General features: G+C 72.8%; 20 protein-coding genes. 17 read left to right on the top strand and 3 right to left on the bottom strand.

Features of this window, described 5'->3' with window-relative positions:
• Positions 1-60: 60 nt before the first annotated feature.
• Both ACQP1S_RS26110 and ACQP1S_RS26105 read left to right on the top strand, forming a co-directional pair.
• The gene (locus tag ACQP1S_RS26110; RefSeq protein WP_432900213.1) at positions 61-906 is read left to right on the top strand and encodes a polysaccharide deacetylase family protein; all 846 of its coding nucleotides are present in this window, start codon (positions 61-63) and stop codon (positions 904-906) included.
• Positions 907-917: 11 nt separating this feature from the next.
• Positions 918-2,162 carry an MFS transporter gene (locus ACQP1S_RS26105; protein WP_091254319.1) on the top strand — a complete coding sequence of 415 codons (1,245 nt, stop codon included), beginning with the start codon at positions 918-920 and terminating at the stop codon, positions 2,160-2,162.
• Between the two features lie 47 nt (positions 2,163-2,209).
• Here the strand turns inward: ACQP1S_RS26105 and ACQP1S_RS26100 are convergent, their stop codons facing one another.
• A complete protein-coding gene (locus ACQP1S_RS26100; protein ID WP_432900211.1) occupies positions 2,210-2,749 on the bottom strand; it encodes a hypothetical protein in 540 nt (179 codons plus the stop codon).
• A 108-nt stretch (positions 2,750-2,857) separates the two neighbouring features.
• On the opposite strand from ACQP1S_RS26100, the gene thrB reads away from it, so the two are divergent.
• The 4 genes from thrB to prfA all read left to right on the top strand — a co-directional run bounded on the left by thrB (position 2,858) and on the right by prfA (position 8,239).
• A complete protein-coding gene (gene thrB, locus ACQP1S_RS26095; RefSeq protein WP_432900209.1) occupies positions 2,858-3,802 on the top strand; it encodes a homoserine kinase in 945 nt (314 codons plus the stop codon).
• Positions 3,803-4,098: 296 nt separating this feature from the next.
• On the top strand, positions 4,099-6,261 hold the full coding sequence (gene rho, locus ACQP1S_RS26090; RefSeq protein WP_432900207.1) for a transcription termination factor Rho: 2,163 nt from the start codon (positions 4,099-4,101) through the stop codon (positions 6,259-6,261).
• 549 nt (positions 6,262-6,810) lie between these two features.
• Positions 6,811-7,035: a 50S ribosomal protein L31 gene (gene rpmE / locus ACQP1S_RS26085; protein ID WP_432900205.1), complete on the top strand. Its 225-nt coding sequence runs from the start codon at positions 6,811-6,813 to the stop codon at positions 7,033-7,035.
• Between the two features lie 115 nt (positions 7,036-7,150).
• Positions 7,151-8,239 (top strand): peptide chain release factor 1, encoded by a 1,089-nt coding sequence (prfA, locus tag ACQP1S_RS26080; RefSeq protein WP_432900203.1) that lies wholly within the window; start codon positions 7,151-7,153, stop codon positions 8,237-8,239.
• A gap of 75 nt (positions 8,240-8,314) precedes the next feature.
• Here the strand turns inward: prfA and ACQP1S_RS26075 are convergent, their stop codons facing one another.
• Complete coding sequence (locus tag ACQP1S_RS26075; RefSeq protein WP_432900201.1) at positions 8,315-9,856, bottom strand: GGDEF domain-containing protein; 1,542 nt, start codon at positions 9,854-9,856, stop codon at positions 8,315-8,317.
• 75 nt (positions 9,857-9,931) lie between these two features.
• On the opposite strand from ACQP1S_RS26075, the gene prmC reads away from it, so the two are divergent.
• The 4 genes from prmC to ACQP1S_RS26055 all read left to right on the top strand — a co-directional run bounded on the left by prmC (position 9,932) and on the right by ACQP1S_RS26055 (position 14,438).
• Positions 9,932-10,879, top strand: coding sequence for a peptide chain release factor N(5)-glutamine methyltransferase (gene prmC / locus ACQP1S_RS26070; RefSeq protein WP_432900199.1), 948 nt, complete (start codon positions 9,932-9,934; stop codon positions 10,877-10,879).
• Complete coding sequence (locus ACQP1S_RS26065; RefSeq protein ID WP_091254410.1) at positions 10,879-11,523, top strand: L-threonylcarbamoyladenylate synthase; 645 nt, start codon at positions 10,879-10,881, stop codon at positions 11,521-11,523. Before prmC ends, ACQP1S_RS26065 begins: the two co-directional genes overlap by 1 nt.
• Complete coding sequence (locus tag ACQP1S_RS26060) at positions 11,524-12,135, top strand: phosphotyrosine protein phosphatase (RefSeq protein WP_432900197.1); 612 nt, start codon at positions 11,524-11,526, stop codon at positions 12,133-12,135.
• A gap of 182 nt (positions 12,136-12,317) precedes the next feature.
• Entirely contained in the window at positions 12,318-14,438 is a 2,121-nt protein-coding gene (locus tag ACQP1S_RS26055) for a transglycosylase domain-containing protein (protein ID WP_432900195.1), read from the top strand.
• Between the two features lie 21 nt (positions 14,439-14,459).
• Here ACQP1S_RS26055 and ACQP1S_RS26050 read toward each other — a convergent pair whose 3' ends face one another.
• Positions 14,460-15,920, bottom strand: a complete 1,461-nt coding sequence (locus tag ACQP1S_RS26050) for an SDR family oxidoreductase (RefSeq protein ID WP_091254413.1) — start codon at positions 15,918-15,920, stop codon at positions 14,460-14,462.
• 138 nt (positions 15,921-16,058) lie between these two features.
• On the opposite strand from ACQP1S_RS26050, the gene ACQP1S_RS26045 reads away from it, so the two are divergent.
• The 7 genes from ACQP1S_RS26045 (at position 16,059) to atpA (ending at position 21,161) form a co-directional block, all read left to right on the top strand.
• Positions 16,059-16,484, top strand: a complete 426-nt coding sequence (locus tag ACQP1S_RS26045; RefSeq protein WP_432900192.1) for a hypothetical protein — start codon at positions 16,059-16,061, stop codon at positions 16,482-16,484.
• A 178-nt stretch (positions 16,485-16,662) separates the two neighbouring features.
• A complete protein-coding gene (locus ACQP1S_RS26040) occupies positions 16,663-16,899 on the top strand; it encodes an AtpZ/AtpI family protein (protein ID WP_208568404.1) in 237 nt (78 codons plus the stop codon).
• An 11-nt stretch (positions 16,900-16,910) separates the two neighbouring features.
• The gene (gene atpB / locus ACQP1S_RS26035) at positions 16,911-17,708 is read left to right on the top strand and encodes a F0F1 ATP synthase subunit A (RefSeq protein WP_091254360.1); all 798 of its coding nucleotides are present in this window, start codon (positions 16,911-16,913) and stop codon (positions 17,706-17,708) included.
• Between the two features lie 100 nt (positions 17,709-17,808).
• Positions 17,809-18,042 (top strand): ATP synthase F0 subunit C, encoded by a 234-nt coding sequence (locus ACQP1S_RS26030; protein ID WP_091254364.1) that lies wholly within the window; start codon positions 17,809-17,811, stop codon positions 18,040-18,042.
• Positions 18,043-18,069: 27 nt separating this feature from the next.
• Positions 18,070-18,609, top strand: coding sequence for a F0F1 ATP synthase subunit B (locus tag ACQP1S_RS26025; RefSeq protein WP_091254367.1), 540 nt, complete (start codon positions 18,070-18,072; stop codon positions 18,607-18,609).
• Positions 18,609-19,430, top strand: coding sequence for a F0F1 ATP synthase subunit delta (locus tag ACQP1S_RS26020; RefSeq protein WP_432900189.1), 822 nt, complete (start codon positions 18,609-18,611; stop codon positions 19,428-19,430). The genes ACQP1S_RS26025 and ACQP1S_RS26020 overlap by 1 nt, the downstream gene beginning before the upstream one ends.
• Before the next feature lie 87 nt (positions 19,431-19,517).
• Entirely contained in the window at positions 19,518-21,161 is a 1,644-nt protein-coding gene (gene atpA / locus ACQP1S_RS26015; RefSeq protein ID WP_363667530.1) for a F0F1 ATP synthase subunit alpha, read from the top strand.
• The last annotated feature ends 4 nt before the right edge of the window (positions 21,162-21,165 follow it).

Here is a 21,165-nt window from a genome sequence, read left to right as displayed (position 1 = left end):
CGGGGGGTACGGTCACCCTGTGGTCATCTACCGTCGGTCATCGTCCATCCACCCTGGGTGATGGCGCGGGGTGAGGCAGAGACGACCGACCCGGACGGCGGGCGGTGGGGCCGACGGCGGGTGCTGGGCGGCGGGGCGCTGCTGGCCGGGGGCATCACGCTGGGCGCCGTCGGCATGTCGCAGGGGGCGGGGCTCGCCGACCGGCACCTGCCGCTCTCCGGCGGCCCGGCCAGCGCCACCGTCGGCAATCGGCGACAGGACGTCGGTGCGGGTGGACTCCAGGTGGTGTGGCACGTCCCGACCACCGAACGGCTGTTCGCGCTGACCTTCGACGACGGCCCGCTGCCGCAGTGGACGCCGACCGTGCTGGACATCCTGGACCGGCACGCGGTGCCGGCGACCTTCTTCCTGGTCGGCGCGCGGGTCCGCCGGCACGCCGGGCTGATCCGGGGGCGGCTGACCCGACACGAGGTGGGCAACCACAGTTGGCGGCACCGGGACCTGGCGAGGCTGGCCGCCACCGAGGTGCACGACGACCTGCGCCGGTCGCACGAGGCCATCACCGAGGTCACCGGGGTGCCGCCCCGGCTGGTCCGGCCGCCGTACGGGCACCTGGGCGGCGGGGTGCTGCACGCTGCCGTACGCCTCGACTACCGCGTCGTGCTCTGGTCGTTGCAGATGGTGGAGGGCGAGTTCCCGGACGACCCGGCCGGACACGCCCGACGGATCGTGGCCGACGTCGTGCCGGGCACCATCCTGCTCGCCCACGACGCGGGTTCGGAGAACCGGCAGGTGGCGGTGCGGGGCCTGGACGCGATGATCACCGGCCTGCGGGCCCGCGGCTACACCTTCGTCACGGTCTCCCAGTTGCTGAGCCGGACGAGCGGACCGCGCGTCGGCGGGTAGGGTCCGGGCACGTGTCCTCTCCGCTCTCCGTTCTCGTCCGCAACCGGGACTTCCGCAACCTCTTCCTGGCCGAGTTGGTGGTCTTCGGCGCCGACTGGTTCGTCATGGTGCCGCTGCTGGTGCTGCTGCCGCAGTTGACCGGCAGCGGCGTGTGGGGCGCACTGGTGCTGGCCCTGGACACCGGCGTGTTGGCGCTGCTGCTGCCGTACACCGGGACCATCGCCGACCGGTTCGACCGCCGGAAGGTCATGATGGCCGCGAACGGCGTGACCCTGCTCGGCGTGCTGCTGCTGCTCGGTGTGCGCGACGCCGGTACGGCCTGGCTGGCCATGGTGGCGATCGCGGCGGTGGCGGTCGGCAAGGCGTTCTACTCGCCGGCCGCGCAGGCCGCCCTGCCCAACGTGGTCGACCCGGCCGACCTGGCCGCCGGCAACGCCATCGCCGGGTCCGCCTGGGGGACGATGACGGTGGTCGGCGCGTCCCTCGGCGGCGTGTTGAGCGCGGTGGTGGGGCCGTACGCCTGCTTCTGGGTGGGGGCGGTCGGCCTGGTGCTGGCGGCGGGCCTGGCGGCGCTGATCCGCCGGCCGTTGCAGGCGGCCCGGGAGGTCGGCCGGCCGACGCCGCGCACCTGGCCGGCGATCCGTGAGGCGCTGGGGCACATCCGGCACCGGCCCCGGGTGCTGGCGCTGGTCACCGTCAAGTCGGCGGTGGGCCTGGGCAACGGCGTGCTGACCGTGTTCCCCCTGCTGGCCGCCGTGTACGGGGTCGGGCCGGTGGGCACCGGTCTGCTCTTCGCGGCGCGGGGGGCGGGGGCGCTGGTCGGGCCGATCCTGATGAGCCGGGTGCTGACCAACCGGGCCTGGCTGCTGCCCGGCCTGGCCCTGTCGATGTCGCTGTACGGGCTGGCCTACCTGGGCGCGGCGGTGGCGAGCTGGTTCCCGCTGGTGCTGCTGCTGGTCTTCGTGGCCCACTTCGGCGGCGGCAGCAACTGGGTGCTGTCGAACTTCGCGCTGCAGGGCGAGGTGCCCGACCGGCTGCGGGGCCGGGTCTTCGCCACCGACATGATGCTGGCGACCCTGGCGATCTCGGTCAGTCAGCTGGTGGTGGCCGGCGTGGTCGACCTGGTGGACGAGCGGGTGGTGCTGGCCGGCTGCGGCCTGGTCACCGTCGTCTACGCGGTGGGCTGGCGGATCGCCACCCGCCGGCTCTCGCTCACCGACCCGGCCACCGGCACGGACCCGCTGCCCGCCCGCTGACCGTCGCACCTGGCCCGGTCGGCGTGGTCCCACCGCGGCGGGGCGGCTCAGTTGGTGGGGTCGGCCTGCGGCGGGGCGGCCGGCGGCCGGTCGCTCCCGCCCCACGGCCCGGCGGCCTGGTGCGGCGTCACCGGGCCGACGCCCGGGTGGCCGGCGGCGAATCCCGGTGGGAGGCCACCGGTGGCGAGCCCGGTGGACGCGGCGCCGGTCGGAGGCGTCCAGGCGCCCCACGGCTGGCCCGGCGCGGGGGTCGCGGCACGGCCGGTGAACACGGCGGCGACGATGAGGCCCAGCCCGATCGGGTAGCCGATCCAGCCGACCGCGCTGGCGGCGAGGTTCATCAGCTCGAACTGCCGCATCCCGCCGGAGAGGGCACGGGACCGGATCAGCTCGGGCAGGGCCGCCAGCCAGGCGGTGCTGAACAGCTCCACCAGCAGCAGGACAGCGGCCCCGGCGAGCAGCAACGACCGGGCCCGGCCGGGCAGCCGGCGGCGGGCGGTGGCGGCGAGCACCAGGACGGTGAGCAGCGTGAGCAGTACGGGCAGGTGTCCCACCAACTGCGTGACCCGGTAACCGAACATTCCCACGTCGCCTCCTGAGCGGCTGATAGATGGGCGTCAGGCTAACCGAGGTGATCCAGTCCCACCGGCCGGGCGAGCGGGTGCCAGGTCAGCCCCGGGCCCTAGCATGAGCCGGTGCCGACGACTTTCGCCTCCGGGCCGGTGCGGGTGCGGGTGCCCGCGACCAGTGCCAACCTGGGCCCCGGGTTCGACGCCCTCGGGCTCGCCCTCGCCCTGCACGACGACGTGGCCGCCGAGGTGACCTCGGCCGACGTCCGGGTGGTGGTGACCGGTGAGGGGGCCGGTGAGCTGCCGCAGGACGACCGGCACCTGGTGGTGGTCGCCATGCGGGCCGCCTTCGACCTGCTCGGTGGGCAGCCGCCGGGGCTGGCGCTGGAGTGCGTCAACCGGATCCCGCAGGCGCGCGGCCTGGGGTCCTCCTCGGCGGCGATCGTGGCCGGGGTGCTGCTGGCCCGGGGCCTGGTCACCGGCGGCGCGCAGCGGCTCGACGACGACGCGGTGCTGCGGCTGGCCGCCGAGATCGAGGGTCATCCGGACAATGTCGCACCCTGCCTGCGCGGCGGGTTCACCATCGCCTGGACCGAGCCGGGCGGCGGCCGGGCGGTCTCGTTGCCGGTGGCGGCCGGGGTGCGCCCCACGGTCTTCGTGCCGGGGGAGCGGGGACTGACGGCCACCGCGCGGGCGGCCCTGCCGTCGACCGTGCCGCACGGGGACGCGGCGCTGAACGCGGGCCGGTCGGCGTTGCTGGTGCACGCGTTGACCGCCGAGCCGGCGTTGCTGCTGCCGGCCACCGTCGACCGGTTGCACCAGGATTACCGCGCGCCGGGAATGCCGCAGACGGCTGCCCTGGTCAGCGCGTTGCGTGCGGCGGGTGTGGCGGCCGTGGTCAGTGGGGCGGGCCCGACCGTGCTGGCGTTCACCGAGCTACCCGAGGGGTTCACCCCGGGAACAGAATGGGAAGTCTGGCGGTTGCCGGTAGAGGTGCGCGGAGCGACGGTCGCACGGGGTAGACTGGGACACGCCGAGCGGGACCCTGTTGCCGCAGGTCGGAAGAGTTGATTACGCTCTAGACTCAGCACAGCCGCGAAAGCACGCGATCTCTCTGCGGGTCGGCGCACCCCGAAGCTCTCGGCGGTCAGCCCGTCACCCCTGCCAAAGGCTCACGCCGCACCGCAGTTTCCGCAGGTCGCCGCAGACGGCGAGACCTGCTCACCGACGTTGGTGAGTTGGGAAACCGCCCGGCTGCTGTGCCACAGACTCCCGCGACGCGTCATGCGAGGCGGGTGCACCGAGGCCGCCCGGCCACCTTGCTTGTCGATCCCGGGCAGTCCCGGCCTATCGAGGGAAGGAATCCATTGAGCGACACCACCGACGTGACGTCGGATGTTTCCAACGTCGCTGGCGATGCCACCACCGCCGCCCCCGCCCGCCGTCGGCGCAGCGGTACCGGTCTGTCGGCGATGCTGCTGCCGGAGCTGCAGAGCCTGGCCGCGTCGCTCGGCATCTCCGGGACCGCCCGCATGCGTAAGGGCGAGCTGATCAGCGCGATCTCCGAGCGGCAGCAGGGCGGCGTCGCCACCGGCACCCCTCGACCGCGGGCCGAGGTGGCTGCTGCGGCTGCCCCCGTCCGGGAGGAGGTGCACGCCGAGGTGACCCCGGAGCGGACCACCGAGCCGGCGTCGGCGACCCCTGCCGCCACCGGTGAGACCGAGGGCCGGACCCGGACCCGGCGCACTCGGGCCAGCACCGCCGAAGCGCGGCCGGCCACCGAGCGGCCGGCCACCGAGCCGCCGATCGTCGAGACCCGTACCGAGGAGGCGTCGGTCGAGGCCGGCGACCGTCCCGAGCGGGCCGAGGGACGCGGCGGTCGGGACCGGGCCGAGCGGGCCGGCACCGACCGTGCCGAGCGGGGCGGCAACGACCGTGCCGAGCGGGCCGGTAACGACCGGGCCGGCGCTGACCGGGCCGGCAACGACCGGGCCGAGCGCGCTGACCGGGCCGGCAACGACCGGACCGACAACGACCGGGCCGGCCGTGCCGGCAACGACCGTGGCGAGCGGGCCGGCAACGACCGGGCCGAGCGGACGGGCGGTGACCGGGCCGAGCGCAGCGGCAACGACCGGGCGGAGCGGGGTGACCGCAATGACCGGGGCGAGCGGGCCGACCGTAGCGACCGGGGTGACCGCTCCGGCGAGCGTGGTCAGCGCGACAACCGCGACAACCGCGATGACTCGGACGACGACGAGGCTGGCGGCCGGCGGGGCCGGCGCAGCCGGTTCCGGGACCGTCGGCGTGGCCGGGGTGACCGGGTCGAGGGCAGCAACGACAGCGGTGGCAGTGGCAACGGCGGTCGCGAACCGCAGGTCGGCGAGGACGACGTGCTGGTCCCGGTGGCCGGCATCATCGACGTGCTCGACAATTACGCCTTCGTGCGGACCACCGGCTACCTGGCCGGCCCGAACGACGTGTACGTCTCGATGTCGCAGATCAAGAAGCACGGTCTGCGCCGGGGTGACGCGATCACCGGCGCCGTCCGGGCCGCCCGGGACAGCAGCGGCACCGGCGACCAGCGGCGGGACAAGTACAACCCGCTGGTCCGGTTGGACACCATCAACGGCATGGAGCCGGACGAGGCCCGACGTCGTCCCGAGTTCTACAAGCTGACCCCGCTCTACCCGCAGGAGCGACTGCGGCTGGAGACCGAACCGCACATCCTGACCACCCGGGTCATCGACCTGGTCATGCCGATCGGCAAGGGCCAGCGGGCACTCATCCAGTCGCCGCCCAAGGCGGGTAAGACCATGGTGCTGCAGGCGATCGCCAACGCGATCACCCACAACAACCCGGAGTGCCACCTGATGGTGGTGCTGGTCGACGAGCGGCCCGAAGAGGTCACCGACATGCAGCGGTCGATCAAGGGCGAGGTCATCGCGGCCACGTTCGACCGTCCGCCGCAGGACCACACCACGGTGGCGGAGTTGGCGATCGAGCGGGCCAAGCGCCTGGTCGAGCTGGGGCACGACGTGGTCGTGCTGCTCGACTCGGTGACCCGGCTCGGCCGGTCGTACAACCTGGCGGCGCCGGCCTCCGGCCGGATCATGTCGGGCGGTATCGACTCCACCGCGCTCTACCCGCCGAAGCGTTTCCTGGGTGCGGCGCGCAACATCGAGAACGGTGGCTCGCTGACCATCATCGCCACGGCGCTGGTGGAGACCGGGTCGATGGCGGACACGGTCATCTTCGAGGAGTTCAAGGGCACCGGTAACGCGGAGCTGAAGCTGGACCGGAAGATCGCCGACAAGCGCACCTTCCCGGCCATCGACATCAACCCGTCCGGTACGCGTAAGGAAGAGGTCCTGCTCGCGCCGGAGGAGCTGGCCATCATCCACAAGCTCCGCAAGGTGCTGCACTCGCTGGATTCGCAGGCGGCGATGGACCTGCTCCTCGACCGGCTCAAGCAGTCCCGCACCAACATCGAGTTCCTGATGCAGATCGCGAAGTCGACACCGGGGGAGTGACCCCTCCCGGGTGAGACCGCCACGTTGGGCACGGCCGCTCCGGCCGTGCCCAACGTCGTATCCGCCGTGCCGTGGTGGTCGGCGGCGGCTACATCCGGGAGTTTGTAGCTGGGAATCGCCGTTGATGGAATTTTCTTTCGGTGGGCTCGACAGCTCTTGAAAATTGTGTGCGCCGCCGGGTTGACTGGGAGCGCGGGTCACCGGTCGATCCGGCCGTGACCCGGCCACCGGAGGGCGGCGGAAGAAACCTGGGGAGGCGTCCGCCGCCCGGCGGCCCGGCCGGGCGGGCTCCTGAACCTGGGGGAGGAGCCCGCCCGGCCGGTCGGCGCGTCGGGAGGAATGGTGGGCGGGAGCGGCGGGAATGCGGTGCGGTGGGCCGGCGTTACCACTGCCGGACCGATCGTGCGGCCCGCCCGTCGGGTCGGCTCACGCCCATGGCACACTGGTCAATCGGCCACCGGTTCCGGTTCACGCCCGAGTCCGTCGCGCACCAGGCGGCGGGGGATCAGCGGCGACCCGGCGACCACCTGACGAAAGGACCGAGGCGACATGAAGCCCAACATTCACCCGCAGTACGCGACCACCGAGGTCAAGTGCTCCTGCGGCAGCTCCTTCACGACCCGCAGCACCGCCAAGGGCGGTTCGATCTCGGTCGAGACCTGCAGCGCCTGCCACCCGTTCTACACCGGCAAGCAGCGCGTCCTCGACACCGCCGGCCGGGTCGCCAAGTTCCAGCAGAAGTACGCCAAGGTTCAGGCGAAGAAGGCCAAGTAGCTTCACCGACGACGCCCGTGTCCGGCCCTGTGCCGGACACGGGCGTCGTCCGTTACGCCTACTTTCCCCCTCTGCGTACCGTCTCTGCACCGGACCCGTCGAAGGAGCATCCCCCATGAGCAGCGAGCGCCTGGCCGCCCTCCTCGACGAGTACGCCGAGCTGGAGAAGCGGCTGGCCGACCCGGCCATCCACGCCGACCAGAACACCGCCCGCCGGGTCGGTCGCCGCTACGCCGAGCTGGTGCCGCTGCACAAGGCCGCCGACGAGCTGGAGCAGGCCCGCGCCGACCTGGTCGCGGCCCGGGAGTTGGCGGCCGAGGACCCGGCGTTCGCCGAGGAGGCGGACTCGATCGCGGCGACCCTGCCGGCGCTGGAGGAGCGGCTGGCGGAGCTGCTGATCCCGCGGGACCCGCACGACGCCAAGGACGTGATCATCGAGATCAAGGCCGGCGAGGGTGGCGAGGAGTCCGCGCTCTTCGCCGGGGACCTGCTGCGGATGTACACCCGGTACGCCGAGCGGCACGGTTGGCTGACCGAGGTGATCGACGCGCAGGACTCCGACCTCGGCGGGGTCAAGGACGTCTCGTTGGCGATCAAGACCAAGGGGGTCCCGGACGGCGGCAACGGCGTCTGGTCCCGGCTGAAGTGGGAGGGTGGCGTGCACCGGGTCCAGCGGGTCCCGGTCACCGAGTCGCAGGGCCGCATCCACACCAGCGCGGCCGGGGTGCTGGTGCTGCCCGAGGCCGAGGACGTCGACGTCACCGTCGACCCGAACGAGCTGCGGATCGACGTGTTCCGCTCGTCCGGGCCGGGCGGCCAGTCGGTGAACACCACCGACTCGGCGGTACGGATCACCCACCTGCCGACCGGTGTGGTGGTCTCCTGCCAGAACGAGAAGTCCCAGTTGCAGAACCGGGAGCAGGCGATGCGCATCCTGCGGGCCCGGTTGCTGGCGGTGGCCCAGGAGCAGGCCGACGCCGCCGCCTCGGACGCCCGCCGGGCGCAGGTGCGTACCGTGGACCGTTCGGAGCGGATCCGCACCTACAACTACCCGCAGAACCGGATCACCGACCACCGGATCGGCTACACGGCGTACAACCTCGATCTGGCGCTCGCCGGGGAGTTGGACGGCGTCCTCGACGCCCTCGCCGGGGCCGACCGGACCGCCCGGCTGGCCGGCGACACCGAGCTGACCCGCCGCTGACCGTGCGGCGTCAGCACCGGTGACACCGGGACCGCCCCGGCCCCCGTCGATCCCGGGTCGCCGACCCGGGTGCGGTCAGGAGGCGCGGGTGCGGTTCTTGGCCCGCAGCATCTCCCGGTCGGCAAGCTCGAACGCGGTGCCGAGGGCGTCGCGCAGCGCCGTGCCGGTGCCGCTGACCTCGGCGAAACCGATGCTCACCCCGACCGGCGTGCCGGGCACCAGCGACTCCCAGTCCTCGGTGCGCACGGCCGCGTCGATCCGGCGGGCCACCTCGGCGGCTTCGGCCATGCCGGCCCCGGAGAGCACCACCACGAACTCGTCGCCGCCGTAGCGGGCCACGAAGTCGCCCCGTCGCATCACCCGGTTGATCACCCCGGCGATGCGTTGCAGCACCAGGTCGCCGGAGTGGTGGCCGTGGTGGGTGTTGACCGCCTTGAAGCCGTCCAGGTCGCAGACGCCGATCACCACCCGCTCGCCCTGGGACACCACCGAGGCGATGTGCCGCTCCAACTGACGCCGGTTGGGCAGCCCGGTCAGCGGGTCGGTCAGCGCCTCGCCCTCGTAGCGGGCCGCCTCCCGGCGCATCTCCTCGTGGTCGATGCGGGCCGCGATGCCGTCGATGTAGACGTCCCGCAGCCGGTCGTTGCGCTGCCCGGCCAGCCGGAACGCCATCCGGTCGGCGCGGTGGGCGGCGGCGTGGTCGCCGGCCCGGGAGAAGGCGATGCTGCGCAGCCGGGACGGCTCCGCCGCGCCGAGCGTCTCGGCCGACACCCGGGCCGAGTCCAGTCGGGTGATCGCCTCGATCGGGCGTCCGTCGGCGACCGCCAGGCAGACGTGGCCGAGTTGCCGCATGTCCCGGGCCCGGGCGCTGTCCCCGCTGTGGTCGAGCAGCCGGGCCGGCTCCGGGCCGTCCGGCGGATCGCCGAGCGCCGTCCGGCGGGCCGCCGCGTAGCCGTAGGCGGCGAGGCTGCTCGGCCGTAGCCGCTCGGCCCGGCCGTCGGCGACGAAACGGGCCAGGTCGGCGGCGATGTCGCGGAGCACCCGCAGGCAGCCGTCGCTGTCGCCGTTGTGGTCCAGGGCGACGGCGTTGCGCAGCCGGATGCCCGGGGCGGCGAAGGTCTCCTCGGGGATGCCGGCGGCGGCGCCGTGCTGGCGGGCTCGCTCGATCGCGCCCAGCGCATGCCCGTGGAAGCTGAGGTAGGAGTAGGCCATCGCCAGGTCGTGCCAGCCCCAGGCGGTGTCCCGGTCCCGGTCCTCCGCCGCCTTGAGCGCCCGCGAGGCCCGGACCAGGTGCATGACGCAGCGGTCCAGCGCGCCCTGGTGGTGCGCGGCGAGCGCGGCCAGCGCGTTGAGGTGCCCGTGCAGGTAGGGCTCGGGGAGGTCCCGGACGGCCCCGGAGGCCTCCTCGATGGCCCGGGTGAACTCGGCCGTCCGACCGAGGTTGATCAGCGCGCAGAGCCGCTGCACCAGCGCGTCGGCCTTCGTGTACGGGTCGGCGGTGGTGCGCAGCACCCGGTCGAGGACCCCGACCGCCTCGGCCGAGCGGCTGGCCTCCTGGAGGTCGCGGGCATGCGTCAGGGCGTCAACCTGGTCATCGACCCGGTCGAGCCACCCCACCTGGCGAACCTCCCGTCGGTGTGCGCCCGGACGCACCCACTCGTGGCGCGGCCGGCGACGCCTCATGATTATGGCGTGACCTCACTCCCGTGCCACCCGTCCGAAGGGACAGAACGCGAGCGGCCTTCTCCCGTGGTGGCCCGCGCCGCCCGTACCCTCGCCGCCGCCGGGGTGGCGTCGGCCCGGTCCGAGGCGGAGCAGCTCGCCGCGTATGTGCTGGAGGTGCCCCGGGGCCGGCTCGCCCTGGCCGACGGCTTCACCCGCGCCCAGCGGACCCGGTTCGACGCGCTGGTGGCCCGCCGGGCCGACCGCGAGCCGTTGCAGCATCTGACCGGCCGGGCCGGCTTCCGGCACCTGGAGTTGGTGGTCGGGCCGGGGGTCTTCGTGCCCCGCCCGGAGACGGAGCTGCTGGCCGGCTGGGGGATCGCGCGGGCGTTGACCCGGGACGCCCCGGTGGTGGTCGACCTGTGCAGCGGCTCGGGGGCGATCGCGCTGGCGGTGGCGCAGGAGGTGCCGGCGGCCCGGGTGGTGGCGGTGGAGCGGTCCCCGGCCGCGTTGACCTGGCTGCGGCGCAACGCCGCCGAGCGGGCCGCCGCCGGGGACCGGCCGGTCGAGGTGGTGGTCGCCGACGTCACCGACCCGGGGTTGCTCGCCGACCTGGTCGGCGCGGTGGACGTGCTGCTGTGCAACCCGCCGTACGTGCCGCGTGCGGTGGCGGTCCCGCCGGAGGTCGCCGGGTACGACCCGGACGAGGCGGTCTTCGCCGGGACGGACGGTCTGGCGGTGCTGCGGCCAGTCCTGCGCCGGGCGGCCGCGCTGCTGCGACCCGACGGTGAGCTGGGCGTCGAGCACGACGACACGCACGGCGCGGCGGTGCCGGCGTTGCTCGCCGCCGACGGTCGGTACGCGGCGGTGCGGGCCCACCGGGACCTGGCCGGCCGGCCCCGATTCGCCACCGCGTCCCGCCGGTCGGACGGCCCGCACGCCGTCCGGGCGTCGGCGTGGCAGACTGGCTCCTCGTGATGCTCTACGACTGTCGGTCGCCCGCCGACCGGGACCGCGGTGTCGCTGCGGCGATCGAGGCGGTCAAGAACGGCGAGCTGGTCGTTCTGCCCACCGACACGGTCTACGGGATCGGCGCGGACGCGTTCACCCCGTACGCGGTGAAGGCCCTCTCCGATGCCCGAGGTGGCAGCCAGCAGGCGCCGCCGGTGTTGATCGGTTCCCGGCACACCCTCGACGGCCTGGTCTTCTCGCTGCCCAAGGCGGCCCGTGACCTGGTGGAGGCGTTCTGGCCGGGGGCGTTGACCATCGTGGTGGAGCACTCGCCCAGCCTCGCCTGGGACCTGGGCGACGCCAGCGGGACGGTCGCGGTGCGGATGCCGCTGCACCCGGTGGCGCTGGAGGTGCTGCGGGAGACCGGCCCGATGGCGGTGGCCTCGGCCAACAAGGTGGGCCAGCCGGCGGCGCTGACCGCCGAGCAGGCCCGCGACCAGCTCAGCTACTCGGTGCGGGTCTATCTGGAGGCCGGGGCGTGCCCCGATCCGGTGCCGAGCACCATCGTCGACCTGACCGCTGAGGTGCCCCGGTTGCTCCGGGTCGGCGCGATCGACCTGGACCAGCTGCGTGAGGTGGCGCCGGACATCCTCGACGAGCGGGGAGCCTGAGTGCCGCCGTTCACCGTCCTGCACGTCTGCATGGGCAACATCTGCCGGTCCCCGATGGCCGAGCGGCTGTTGGTGCTCGCCGTCCGCGAGCGGCTGGGGCGGCTCGGCGTCGACCCGGCCGGCTCGGACGCGCTGCTGCACACCCACAGCGCCGGCACCGGCGGCTGGCACGCGGGGGAGGAGATGAACCCGCCCGCGGCCCGGCAGGTGCTGGGCCGCGGCGGCGACGTGGACGGGTTCGCCGCGCGCAAGCTCCGTTCCGACCTGATCGACGCCGCCGACCTCGTCCTCACCGCCACCGCCGACCAGCAGGAGTACGTGGTGGCGTTGCGCCCGGACGCGGCCGGGCGCACCTTCGTGCTGGGTGAGTTCGGTCGGCTGCTCGTTGCGGTGGACGCCGCCGCCCTGCCGCCGGCCCAGGCCACCCCGGACGCCGTGTACGACCGGGGGGTGGCCCTGGTGGCGGCGGTCGACGCGGCCCGGCAGGGGGCGACCCCGCTGCACTCCGACGACCTGGACGATCCGTGGGGCCGGGGTGACCAGTGCTTCAGCCGGGTGGCCGACGAGATCGAGGAGACGGTGCACCCGCTCACCTCGGCGCTGCTGCCCTGATCCTCAGGGTGCCCCGGGGTCTGCCGGCTGCCCGGTCTCCTGCGGGTGACCGGCACGGCGTGTCCCGCGCTGCGCGCCGTGTCCGCCCCACGAGCTTTCGCCGGTTTTGGGGAAAGATGAGAGTTCGGGCGGTTTTGCGGGTCATGCTGAGCGGGTCCTGACGACTCCTGCGGGGAGTACTGATGATCCGGACCCACCTCGACAAGGCGTTCACCGTGTTGATCGCCGGCGTGCTCGCCGGTCTGGTGCTGGCGGCGGCGGCCCTGCCGCTCGCCCTGGTGTTCGGCATCGGCTTCGGCGGGCTCGCGTCCTCCTATGCCGAGCTGCCCAACACGCTGCGCACCCCACCCACCGCCCAACGCTCCACCCTGTACGCGGCCGACGGCGTCACCCTGATCACCTCGTTCTACACCGAGGACCGGGTGGACGTGCCGCTGGCCAAGGTGGCCCCGGTGATGCGGCAGGCCATCGTGGCCGCCGAGGACGCCCGGTTCTACCAGCACCGGGGCGTCGACCTGCGGGGGGTGGTCCGGGCGTTCACCGTCAACCAGCGCGACGGCCGGGCCCGGCAGGGCGCCTCCACGCTGACCATGCAGTACGTCCGCAACGTGCTCAGCAACGACCCCCGGCTGACCAAGGAGCAGCGGAAGAGGGCCACCGAGATCAGCACCGCCCGCAAGCTCCAGGAGATGCGGTACGCCCTGGCGTTGGAGCGCGAGCTGACCAAGGACGAGATCCTCACCCGCTACCTCAACATCGCGTACTTCGGCGCCGGGGCGTACGGCATCGCCGCCGCGACCAAGCGGTACTTCTCCACCACCCCGGCCCGGCTGACCCTGGCCCAGGCGTCGCTGCTGGCCGGCCTGGTCCGCTCCCCGGACACCGACGATCCGATCAACGGCGACGCCGACGCGGCACTGACCCGCCGGTCGTACGTGCTGGACCGGATGGTGGCGCTGGCCCAGATCCCGGCGGCCGACGCGGCGGTGGCCCGGGACGCCCCGCTGACGTTGCGCCCCAGCCGGACGCCGAACGACTGCACCGCCGTGCCCGAGCAGCGCAACGACTGGGGGTTCTTCTGCGACTGGTTCACCCAGTGGTGGAGCGACCAGCCCGCCTTCGGCGCCACCGCCGCCGAGCGGCAGGACAACCTGCGCCGGGGTGGCTTCCGGATCGTCTCCTCGCTCGACCCGGCCGTGCAGCGGGCCGCCGTACGCCAGTCGACCGACATCTACGCCGTCGACGATCCCCGGGCGGCGCCGGTGGCGGTGGTCCAGCCGGGCACCGGGCGGGTGCTCGCCCTGGCGGTGAACCGGCACTACAGCGTCACCCCCAACCCGGCCGGGCAGCGGAACTATCCGAACACGGTCAACCAGCTGATCGCCGGTGGCAACGGCATCGAGGGATACCAGGCCGGCTCGACGTTCAAGCTGTTCACCCTGCTGGCCGCCCTGGAGTCCGGGCGGCCACTGGAGACGGGCTTCGTCGCGCCCAGCCGGATCGTGACCCGGTTCCCGACCGACGACGCCCGGGCCAGCTGCGGCGGCCGGTGGTGCCCGGTCAACGCCACCCCCGAGTGGATGGACGGTTACCGCACCATGTGGACCGCCTTCGGCCGCTCGGTGAACACCTATTTCGCCTGGCTGACCGAGCAGATCGGCGCGGACCGGGTGGTGGAGATGGCCGAACGGCTGGGCATCCGGTTCCGCGCCCCCGACGACGCCGAACTGGCCCGGTCCGGGGCCCGCGACTGGGGGGCGTTCACCCTGGGGGTGTCCTCCACCACCCCGCTCGACCTGGCCAACGCGTACGCCACGGTGGCCGCCGAGGGGACCTGGTGCGCGCCGCTGCCGGTCGTGTCGATCAGGGACAACGCCGGGAAGGAGGTGGCCGCCGGCCGGCCGGACTGCCGGCAGGTGGTCGACACCGAGGTGGCCCGGGCCGCCGCCGACGCGGCCCGCTGCCCGGTCGGCGACCAGTCGATGTACCGCCGCTGCGACGGCGGCACGGCGGAGAAGCTCCGCCCGGGGCTGGGTCGCCCGGTGGCCGGCAAGACCGGCAGCTCGGAGCGGAACGAGACCGAGTCGGTGGTGGCCTTCACCCCGCAGCTCGCGGTCGCCCAGATCGCCGCCAACCCGGACGATCCCCGCGACGCCGTCGGCGCGGCGGTCCAGTCCCGGATGGTCGACGCGGTGGGCCGCATCCTGGCCGAGGCCCTGGCCGACGCCCCGGTCCGGGACTTCGTCCCGCCCAACGAGTCGATCACCTACCGTCCCGTCCCCACCCCCCGCGACGGCAACTGACCCCGCCCCGGGGGCGGGGGATCAGCGGGTCGGGGCGTGGCCGGCGATGTTGCGGGCCATGCCGCCGAAGATGACGGCGTGGAAGGGCGCCACCGAGTGCCAGTAGAGGTGGCCGGGGAGGCCGCGGGGGAGGAAGACGGCGCGTTGGACGTACCGGCTGCGGCCCTCGCCGGCCGGCTCGGCGCGTAGCTCCAGCCAGGCGCGACCGGGCAGCCGCATCTCGGCGCGCAGCCGCAGCAGTTCGCCGGGGACGATCTCCTCCACCCGCCAGAAGTCCAGCGCCTCGCCGACCTGGAGGTGGTGCGGGTCGCGCCGGCCCCGACGTAGCCCCACCCCGCCGACCAGCCGGTCCAGCCAGCCGCGTACCGACCAGGCGAGCGGGAACGAGTACCAGCCGTGCTCGCCGCCGACGCCCTCGATGACCCGCCAGAGCGCACCCGGCGGAGCGTCGACCTCACGTTCCCGCACGTCGGTGTAGACAGTGCCGCCGGACCAGTCCGGATCCGACGGCAGCGGCTCGGCCGGCGCGTCCGGGCCGCTCGCGTTCGACCAGCGGGTCTCCACCTGGGCGTCGCGCACCTTGGTCAGGGCCAGCGCGACGGCGTCGTCGAAGCCGGTCAGCCCACCCGGCGGGTCGGGCAGCCAGCGGGCGACGTCGTGCTCGTGCGCCACCGCCTCGTGGATCAGGCTCTCCACCAGCGGGCGGGCGATCGCGTTCGGCACCGGGGTGATCAACCCCACCCAGTGCGAGGAGAGCGCCGGGGTCAGCGGGCGGACCGGCACGATGATCCGGCGGCGCAGCCCGGCGACCTGCGCGTAGCGCTGCATCATCTCCCGGAAGGTCAGCACGTCCGGGCCGCCGATGTCGAAGGCCCGGTCCACCTCGGGCGGCAGGGTGGCGCAGCCGACCAGATAGCGCAGCACGTCCCGGACGGCGATCGGCTGGATCCGGTTGCGGACCCACCGGGGGGTGACCATGGCCGGCAGCCGTTCGGTGAGGTAACGCAGCATCTCGAACGAGGCCGACCCGGACCCGATGATCACGGCGGCCCGCAGCACCACCGTGGGCACCTCGCCGGCCAGCAGGATCCGGGCCACCTCGGCCCGGGACCGCAGGTGCGGCGACGGCACCCCGCCGCCGGCCGCCGGCTCCGGCCCACCCAGGTAGACGATCCGGCGTACGCCGGCGGCCGCCGCGGCCGCGGCGAAGTGGGTGGCGGCCTCCCGGTCGGCGGCCTCGAAGTCGCCCTGCCCGAGCGAGTGCACCAGGTAGTACGCGACGTCGACGTCGGCGAACGCGGCCGGCAGCGTCTCGGGTTTGCGCAGGTCCCCCTCGGCCACCTCGGCGCGGGCCGCCCAGGGCACGTCGCGCAGCCGACCCGCCTTGCGGGCCAGACAGCGCACCTGGTGCCCCTCGGCCAGCAGCCGGGGCGCGAGTCGTCCACCGATGTAGCCGGTGGCGCCGGTGACGAGGCATCTCACGGTCACCAGTGTGCGGCTCCGTAGACTCTTTCGCTGTGGAGAACGTGAAGCAGACCTTGTGGGGGCCGGCCCTCGACCGGCTCGACGCCACTGGTCCGGGGCTGGTCCGGCTGGTCGTCGGCGGTCCGGTGGACCCGCGTGGCTGAGCCGGGGGTGCGCGCGCCGGTGGTGGCCGACGACCGGGGCTGGCGGTTGCGCCACCTGCCGGTGCTGCTGGCCGCCTCGGCGGCGTTGGGGGCGGTCGCGGCGGTGGTCGGCGGGCTGACCGGCGGCGGGGCCGCGGCGGCGGGCGCGGCGGCCGGGGTGGCGGTGACCGTGCTCAGCTACACCCTGACGACGGTGGTGCTGGCCTGGGCCGACGCGATCAACCCGCAGCTGGTGCTGCCGCTCGGGCTGGGCCTGTACGTCGCCAAGTTCACCCTGCTGGGGGTGGTCATGGTGGCGGTGGCGTCGACCGGGTGGGACGGGCTGGTTCCGCTCTGTGCCGGCATCGCCGCCGGCGTGGCGGTCTGGACCGGAGTGCACATCTGGTGGCTGACCAGCGGGTCTTCTCGCCGACCATGAGTCCGGCGTCCCACCTGGTGGACGGGTATGCGACTGTCGGCGTGCGGTCATTCTCTCACTGGCCTAAGGGGAGTAGCGTGCCCCCAGACGATGGAGCCCGCCCGACGCCCACACAACGACGGTTGTGCGGGGGGTGAGGCACAGCCTCGTCTCCCCGGCTGATATCGTTCGCCCCGTCATGGCTGGTGACCAAACCCCCCAACCCACCGGCGGTCCGGACGACGTTCCGACCGGCGCCGGTCAGGGCTGGACCGCGCTCTCGTACCTCATCGGGGGCATGCTCGTCTGGGGTTTCATCGGCTGGCTGGTCGACCAGTGGCTCGACTCCGGCGGCATCGCCACCGGGATCGGTGTCGTGCTCGGCATGGCCGGGGGGATCATCCTGGTCGTCCGCCGGCTCGGCACGCCTACATAGGAAGGGACGCGGTGTTCGGACAGGCGAACGTCCTGGCAGCGGGCCAGGCGGCATTCCCACCCAGCGTGGAGGACTTCTACCTGCCCAGCATCCTGCCCTGGGGTGCGCACGACTCGTACTGGTTCACCAAGATCACGGCGATGGTCTGGGTCGCCGTCGGCATCCTGATCATCTTCTTCCTGGCGACCTACCGGAAGCCGCAGCTGGTCCCGACCAAGAAGCAGTGGCTCGCCGAGTCGATCTACGGCTTCGTGCGCAACAACATCGCGGTCGACATGCTCGGGCACCGGGGGGTGCGGTTCGCGCCGTACTTCACCACGCTGTTCTGCTTCGTGCTGCTGACCAACCTCTTCGCGATCGTGCCGCTGTTCCAGATCTCGCCGAACTCGCACATCGCCTTCCCGGCGATCCTCGCGGTGATCAGCTACGTGCTGTTCAACTACATCGGCATCCGGCAACACGGCTTCGTGAAATACTTCAAGAACTCTCTGGTTCCGCCGGCGCCCTGGTTCATCCTGCCGCTGCTGATCCCGATCGAGATCTTCTCGACCTTCATCGTCCGGCCGTTCTCGCTGGCCGTTCGTCTGTTCGCCAACATGTTCGCCGGGCACATGCTGCTGCTGGTCTTCACGCTCGGTGGCTTCGCGATGCTCAGCGCCAACGCCTGGCTCGCACCGGTCTCGGTGCTGTCCTGGGTGATGACCATCGCGCTCACCTTCCTCGAGTTCCTGGTCATCTGCCTGCAGGCCTACGTCTTCACCGTCCTCACCGCAAGCTACGTGCAGGGCGCGCTCGCCGACGAGCACTGATCCACCGGGCGGGGGCTCGCCAGCGAGCACTGACCAGTCGCGTACCAACAGTTGTCGTACCGCGTGAGAGTCACGCGTGATAACCAGGAGGAACCCACTAATGGACATCTACGCCGCGGTAGAGGGCAGCACCGCCGCCATCGGCTACGGCCTCGCCGCCATCGGCCCGGGCATCGGCGTCGGCCTGGTCTTCGCCGCCTACATCCAGTCGACCGCCCGCCAGCCCGAGTCGTCCCGGATGACCCTGCCGTACGTCTGGATCGGCTTCGCCGTCATCGAGGCGCTCGCGCTGCTGGGCATCGCCTTCGGCTTCATCTGGGCCGGCGACATCTGATCCAGCCCCTCTGACCGGAGGTCTCTCATGTTTCTCCTCGCCGCTGAGGGTGGTGAGTCGACGCACAACCCGATCCTCCCGATCTGGCAGGAGATCGTGGTGGGAAGCGTCGCCTTCGCCGTACTCTGCTTCGTGCTGATGAAGTTCGTCTTCCCCCGTATGGAACAGACGTTCCAGGCTCGGGTCGACGCGATCGAGGGCGGTATCAAGCGCGCCGAGGCCGCCCAGGCCGAGGCCAACCAGCTCCTCGAGCAATACCGCGCGCAGCTCGCCGAGGCGCGCACCGACGCCGCGAAGATCCGGGACGACGCCCGGGCCGACGCGGAGGGCATCCGGCAGGACATCCTCGGCAAGGCACGTGAGGAGTCCGACCGGATCATCGCGGCCGGCAAGGAGCAACTCGCCGCCGAGCGGGCCACCATCGTGCGTGAGCTGCGCACCGAGGTCGGCACCATCGCGGTCGACCTGGCCAGCAAGATCGTCGGGGAGTCGCTGGCCGACGAGGCGCGCCGCAAGGGCACCGTGGACCGGTTCCTGAGCAACCTTGAGAGCACGGGGGCCCGCTGATGCAGGCCGCCAGCCGGGAGTCGTACGGGATCGCGGCCGAGCGCCTCGACGCGTACGTCCGCGGTGCGGAGCCGTCGGCGGTGGCCACCACCGCCGACGACATCCTCTCCGTCGCCGCCCTGTTGCGGGGCGAGCCGCGGCTGCGCCGGGCGCTGTCCGACCCGGCCCGCACCGGCGACGACCGCGCCGGGCTGCTCAACGGCATCCTGGCCGGCAAGATCGGCGCGGACGCGCTCGACCTGCTGACCGGCCTGGTCGCCGGCCGTTGGTCGACGCCGTCGGAGCTGCTCGACGGCACCGAGCGGCTCGGGGTGGAGGCGCTGCTGGCCAGCGCCGACTCCGCCGGCGACCTCGGTGAGGTCGAGGACGAGCTGTTCCGCTTCGGCCAGGTGGTCACCGGTCAGTCCGCGCTCTCCGCGGCGCTGGCCGACCCGATCGCCCCGGCCGGGCAGCGGGCCGCGTTGGCCCGGGAGCTGCTCGAGGGCAAGGCCCGACCGGTCACCGTCCGCCTCGTCGAGGTGGCCCTCGGCGGGTTCGGGGGACGCTCCTTCACCGGGGCGCTCACCCGGCTGGTCGAGCTGGCCGCCGATCGGCGGGACCGTCAGGTCGCGTACGTGACCGTGGCCGCCCCGTTGAGCGAGTCCGACGAGCGACGGCTCGGTGCCCGCCTCTCCGCGATGTACGGTCGAGAGGTTTCCGTCAAGCAGACGGTCGACCCGGAGGTGCTCGGTGGGGTGAGCGTGCGGGTCGGTTCCGACCTGTACGACGGCACCGTCCTGCGCCGCCTCAACGAGACCCGCAACGCGCTCGTGAAGCGCTGACCAGCGGCCTCGCCGCCCTTTGATCGACGCCATTCGGACCGGTCGGTACTAGGTATCCCGGGCCCCTGAATTTTAAGGAAGCAGAGGATGGCCGAGCTGACCATCTCGACGGAGGAGATCCGCGGCGCCCTGGAGCGCTACGTCTCCTCCTACTCGACCGACGTCTCCCGCGAGGAGGTCGGCACCGTCGCCGACACCGGTGACGGCATCGCCCACGTCGAGGGCCTGCCCTCGACCATGACCAACGAGCTCCTGGAGTTCGAGGACGGCACGCTCGGCGTGGCGTTGAACCTCGACGTCCGGGAGATCGGCGTCGTCGTTCTCGGTGACTCCGCCAAGCTGGAGGAGGGGCAGCGCGTCAAGCGCACCGGCCGGGTGCTCTCCGTCCCGGTCGGCGACGCCTTCCTCGGCCGCGTGGTCAACGCGCTCGGCCAGCCGATCGACGGCCTCGGCGACATCGCCGACGAGGGCTTCCGCGAGCTGGAGCTCCAGGCCCCGAACGTGATGTCCCGGCAGTCGGTCGACGAGCCGCTGCAGACCGGCATCAAGGCGATCGACGCGATGACCCCGATCGGTCGGGGCCAGCGGCAGCTGATCATCGGCGACCGGAAGACCGGCAAGACCACCGTCGCGCTGGACACCATCCTCAACCAGCGGGACAACTGGCGTTCCGGCGACCCCAAGAAGCAGGTTCGCTGCATCTACGTCGCCATCGGCCAGAAGGCCTCCACGATCGCCTCGATCAAGGGCATCCTGGAGGACGCGGGCGCGCTGGAGTACACCACCATCGTGGCCTCCCCGGCGTCCGACCCGGCCGGCTTCAAGTACCTCGCCCCCTACACCGGCTCGTCCATCGGGCAGCACTGGATGTACGGCGGCAAGCACGTCCTGATCGTCTTCGACGACCTGAGCAAGCAGGCCGAGGCGTACCGGGCCGTGTCGCTGCTGCTGCGTCGCCCGCCGGGCCGTGAGGCGTACCCGGGTGACGTCTTCTACCTGCACTCCCGCCTGCTGGAGCGCTGCGCGAAGCTCTCCGACGCGCTGGGTGGCGGCTCGATGACCGGACTGCCGATCATCGAGACGAAGGCCAACGACATCTCGGCCTTCATCCCGACCAACGTCATCTCGATCACCGACGGCCAGATCTTCCTGGAGTCCGACCTGTTCAACCAGGGCGTCCGGCCGGCCATCAACGTCGGCACCTCGGTCTCCCGGGTCGGCGGCGCCGCCCAGATGAAGCCGATGAAGAAGGTCTCCGGCTCGCTGCGGCTCAACCTGGCCCAGTTCCGTGAGCTGGAGGCGTTCGCCGCCTTCGCCTCCGACCTGGACAAGGCCTCGCAGGCCCAGCTGAACCGGGGTTCCCGGCTGGTCGAGCTGCTCAAGCAGCCGAACTACTCGCCGTACCCGGTGCAGGAGCAGGTCGTCTCGGTCTGGTCCGGCGTCGAGGGCAAGCTGGACGACATCCCGGTCGGCGAGGTCCGTCGCTTCGAGTCGGAGTTCCTCCAGTACCTGCGGCACAAGCACGAGGGCGTGCTGGCCTCGATCGCGGGCGGCAAGTGGGGCGACGACATCGCGGCCTCGCTCGACTCGGCCATCGCCGAGTTCAAGCAGGTCTTCCTCGGCAAGGCCGACGAGCGTCGGGTCAACGACGCGCCCGCCAAGCCGCTGGAGGGCGAGGCGGACCGGGAGACGGTCACCCGTTACGCCGGCGGCGACGCCGAGAAGCAGTAGGGCT

Source organism: Micromonospora matsumotoense (assembly GCF_050951065.1).
In the GTDB taxonomy this organism is placed as follows: Bacteria; Actinomycetota; Actinomycetes; order Mycobacteriales; family Micromonosporaceae; genus Micromonospora; species Micromonospora matsumotoensis.
The sequence above is the reverse complement of the archived record's forward strand: the minus strand, read 5'-3'. Positions and strand labels throughout refer to the sequence as shown.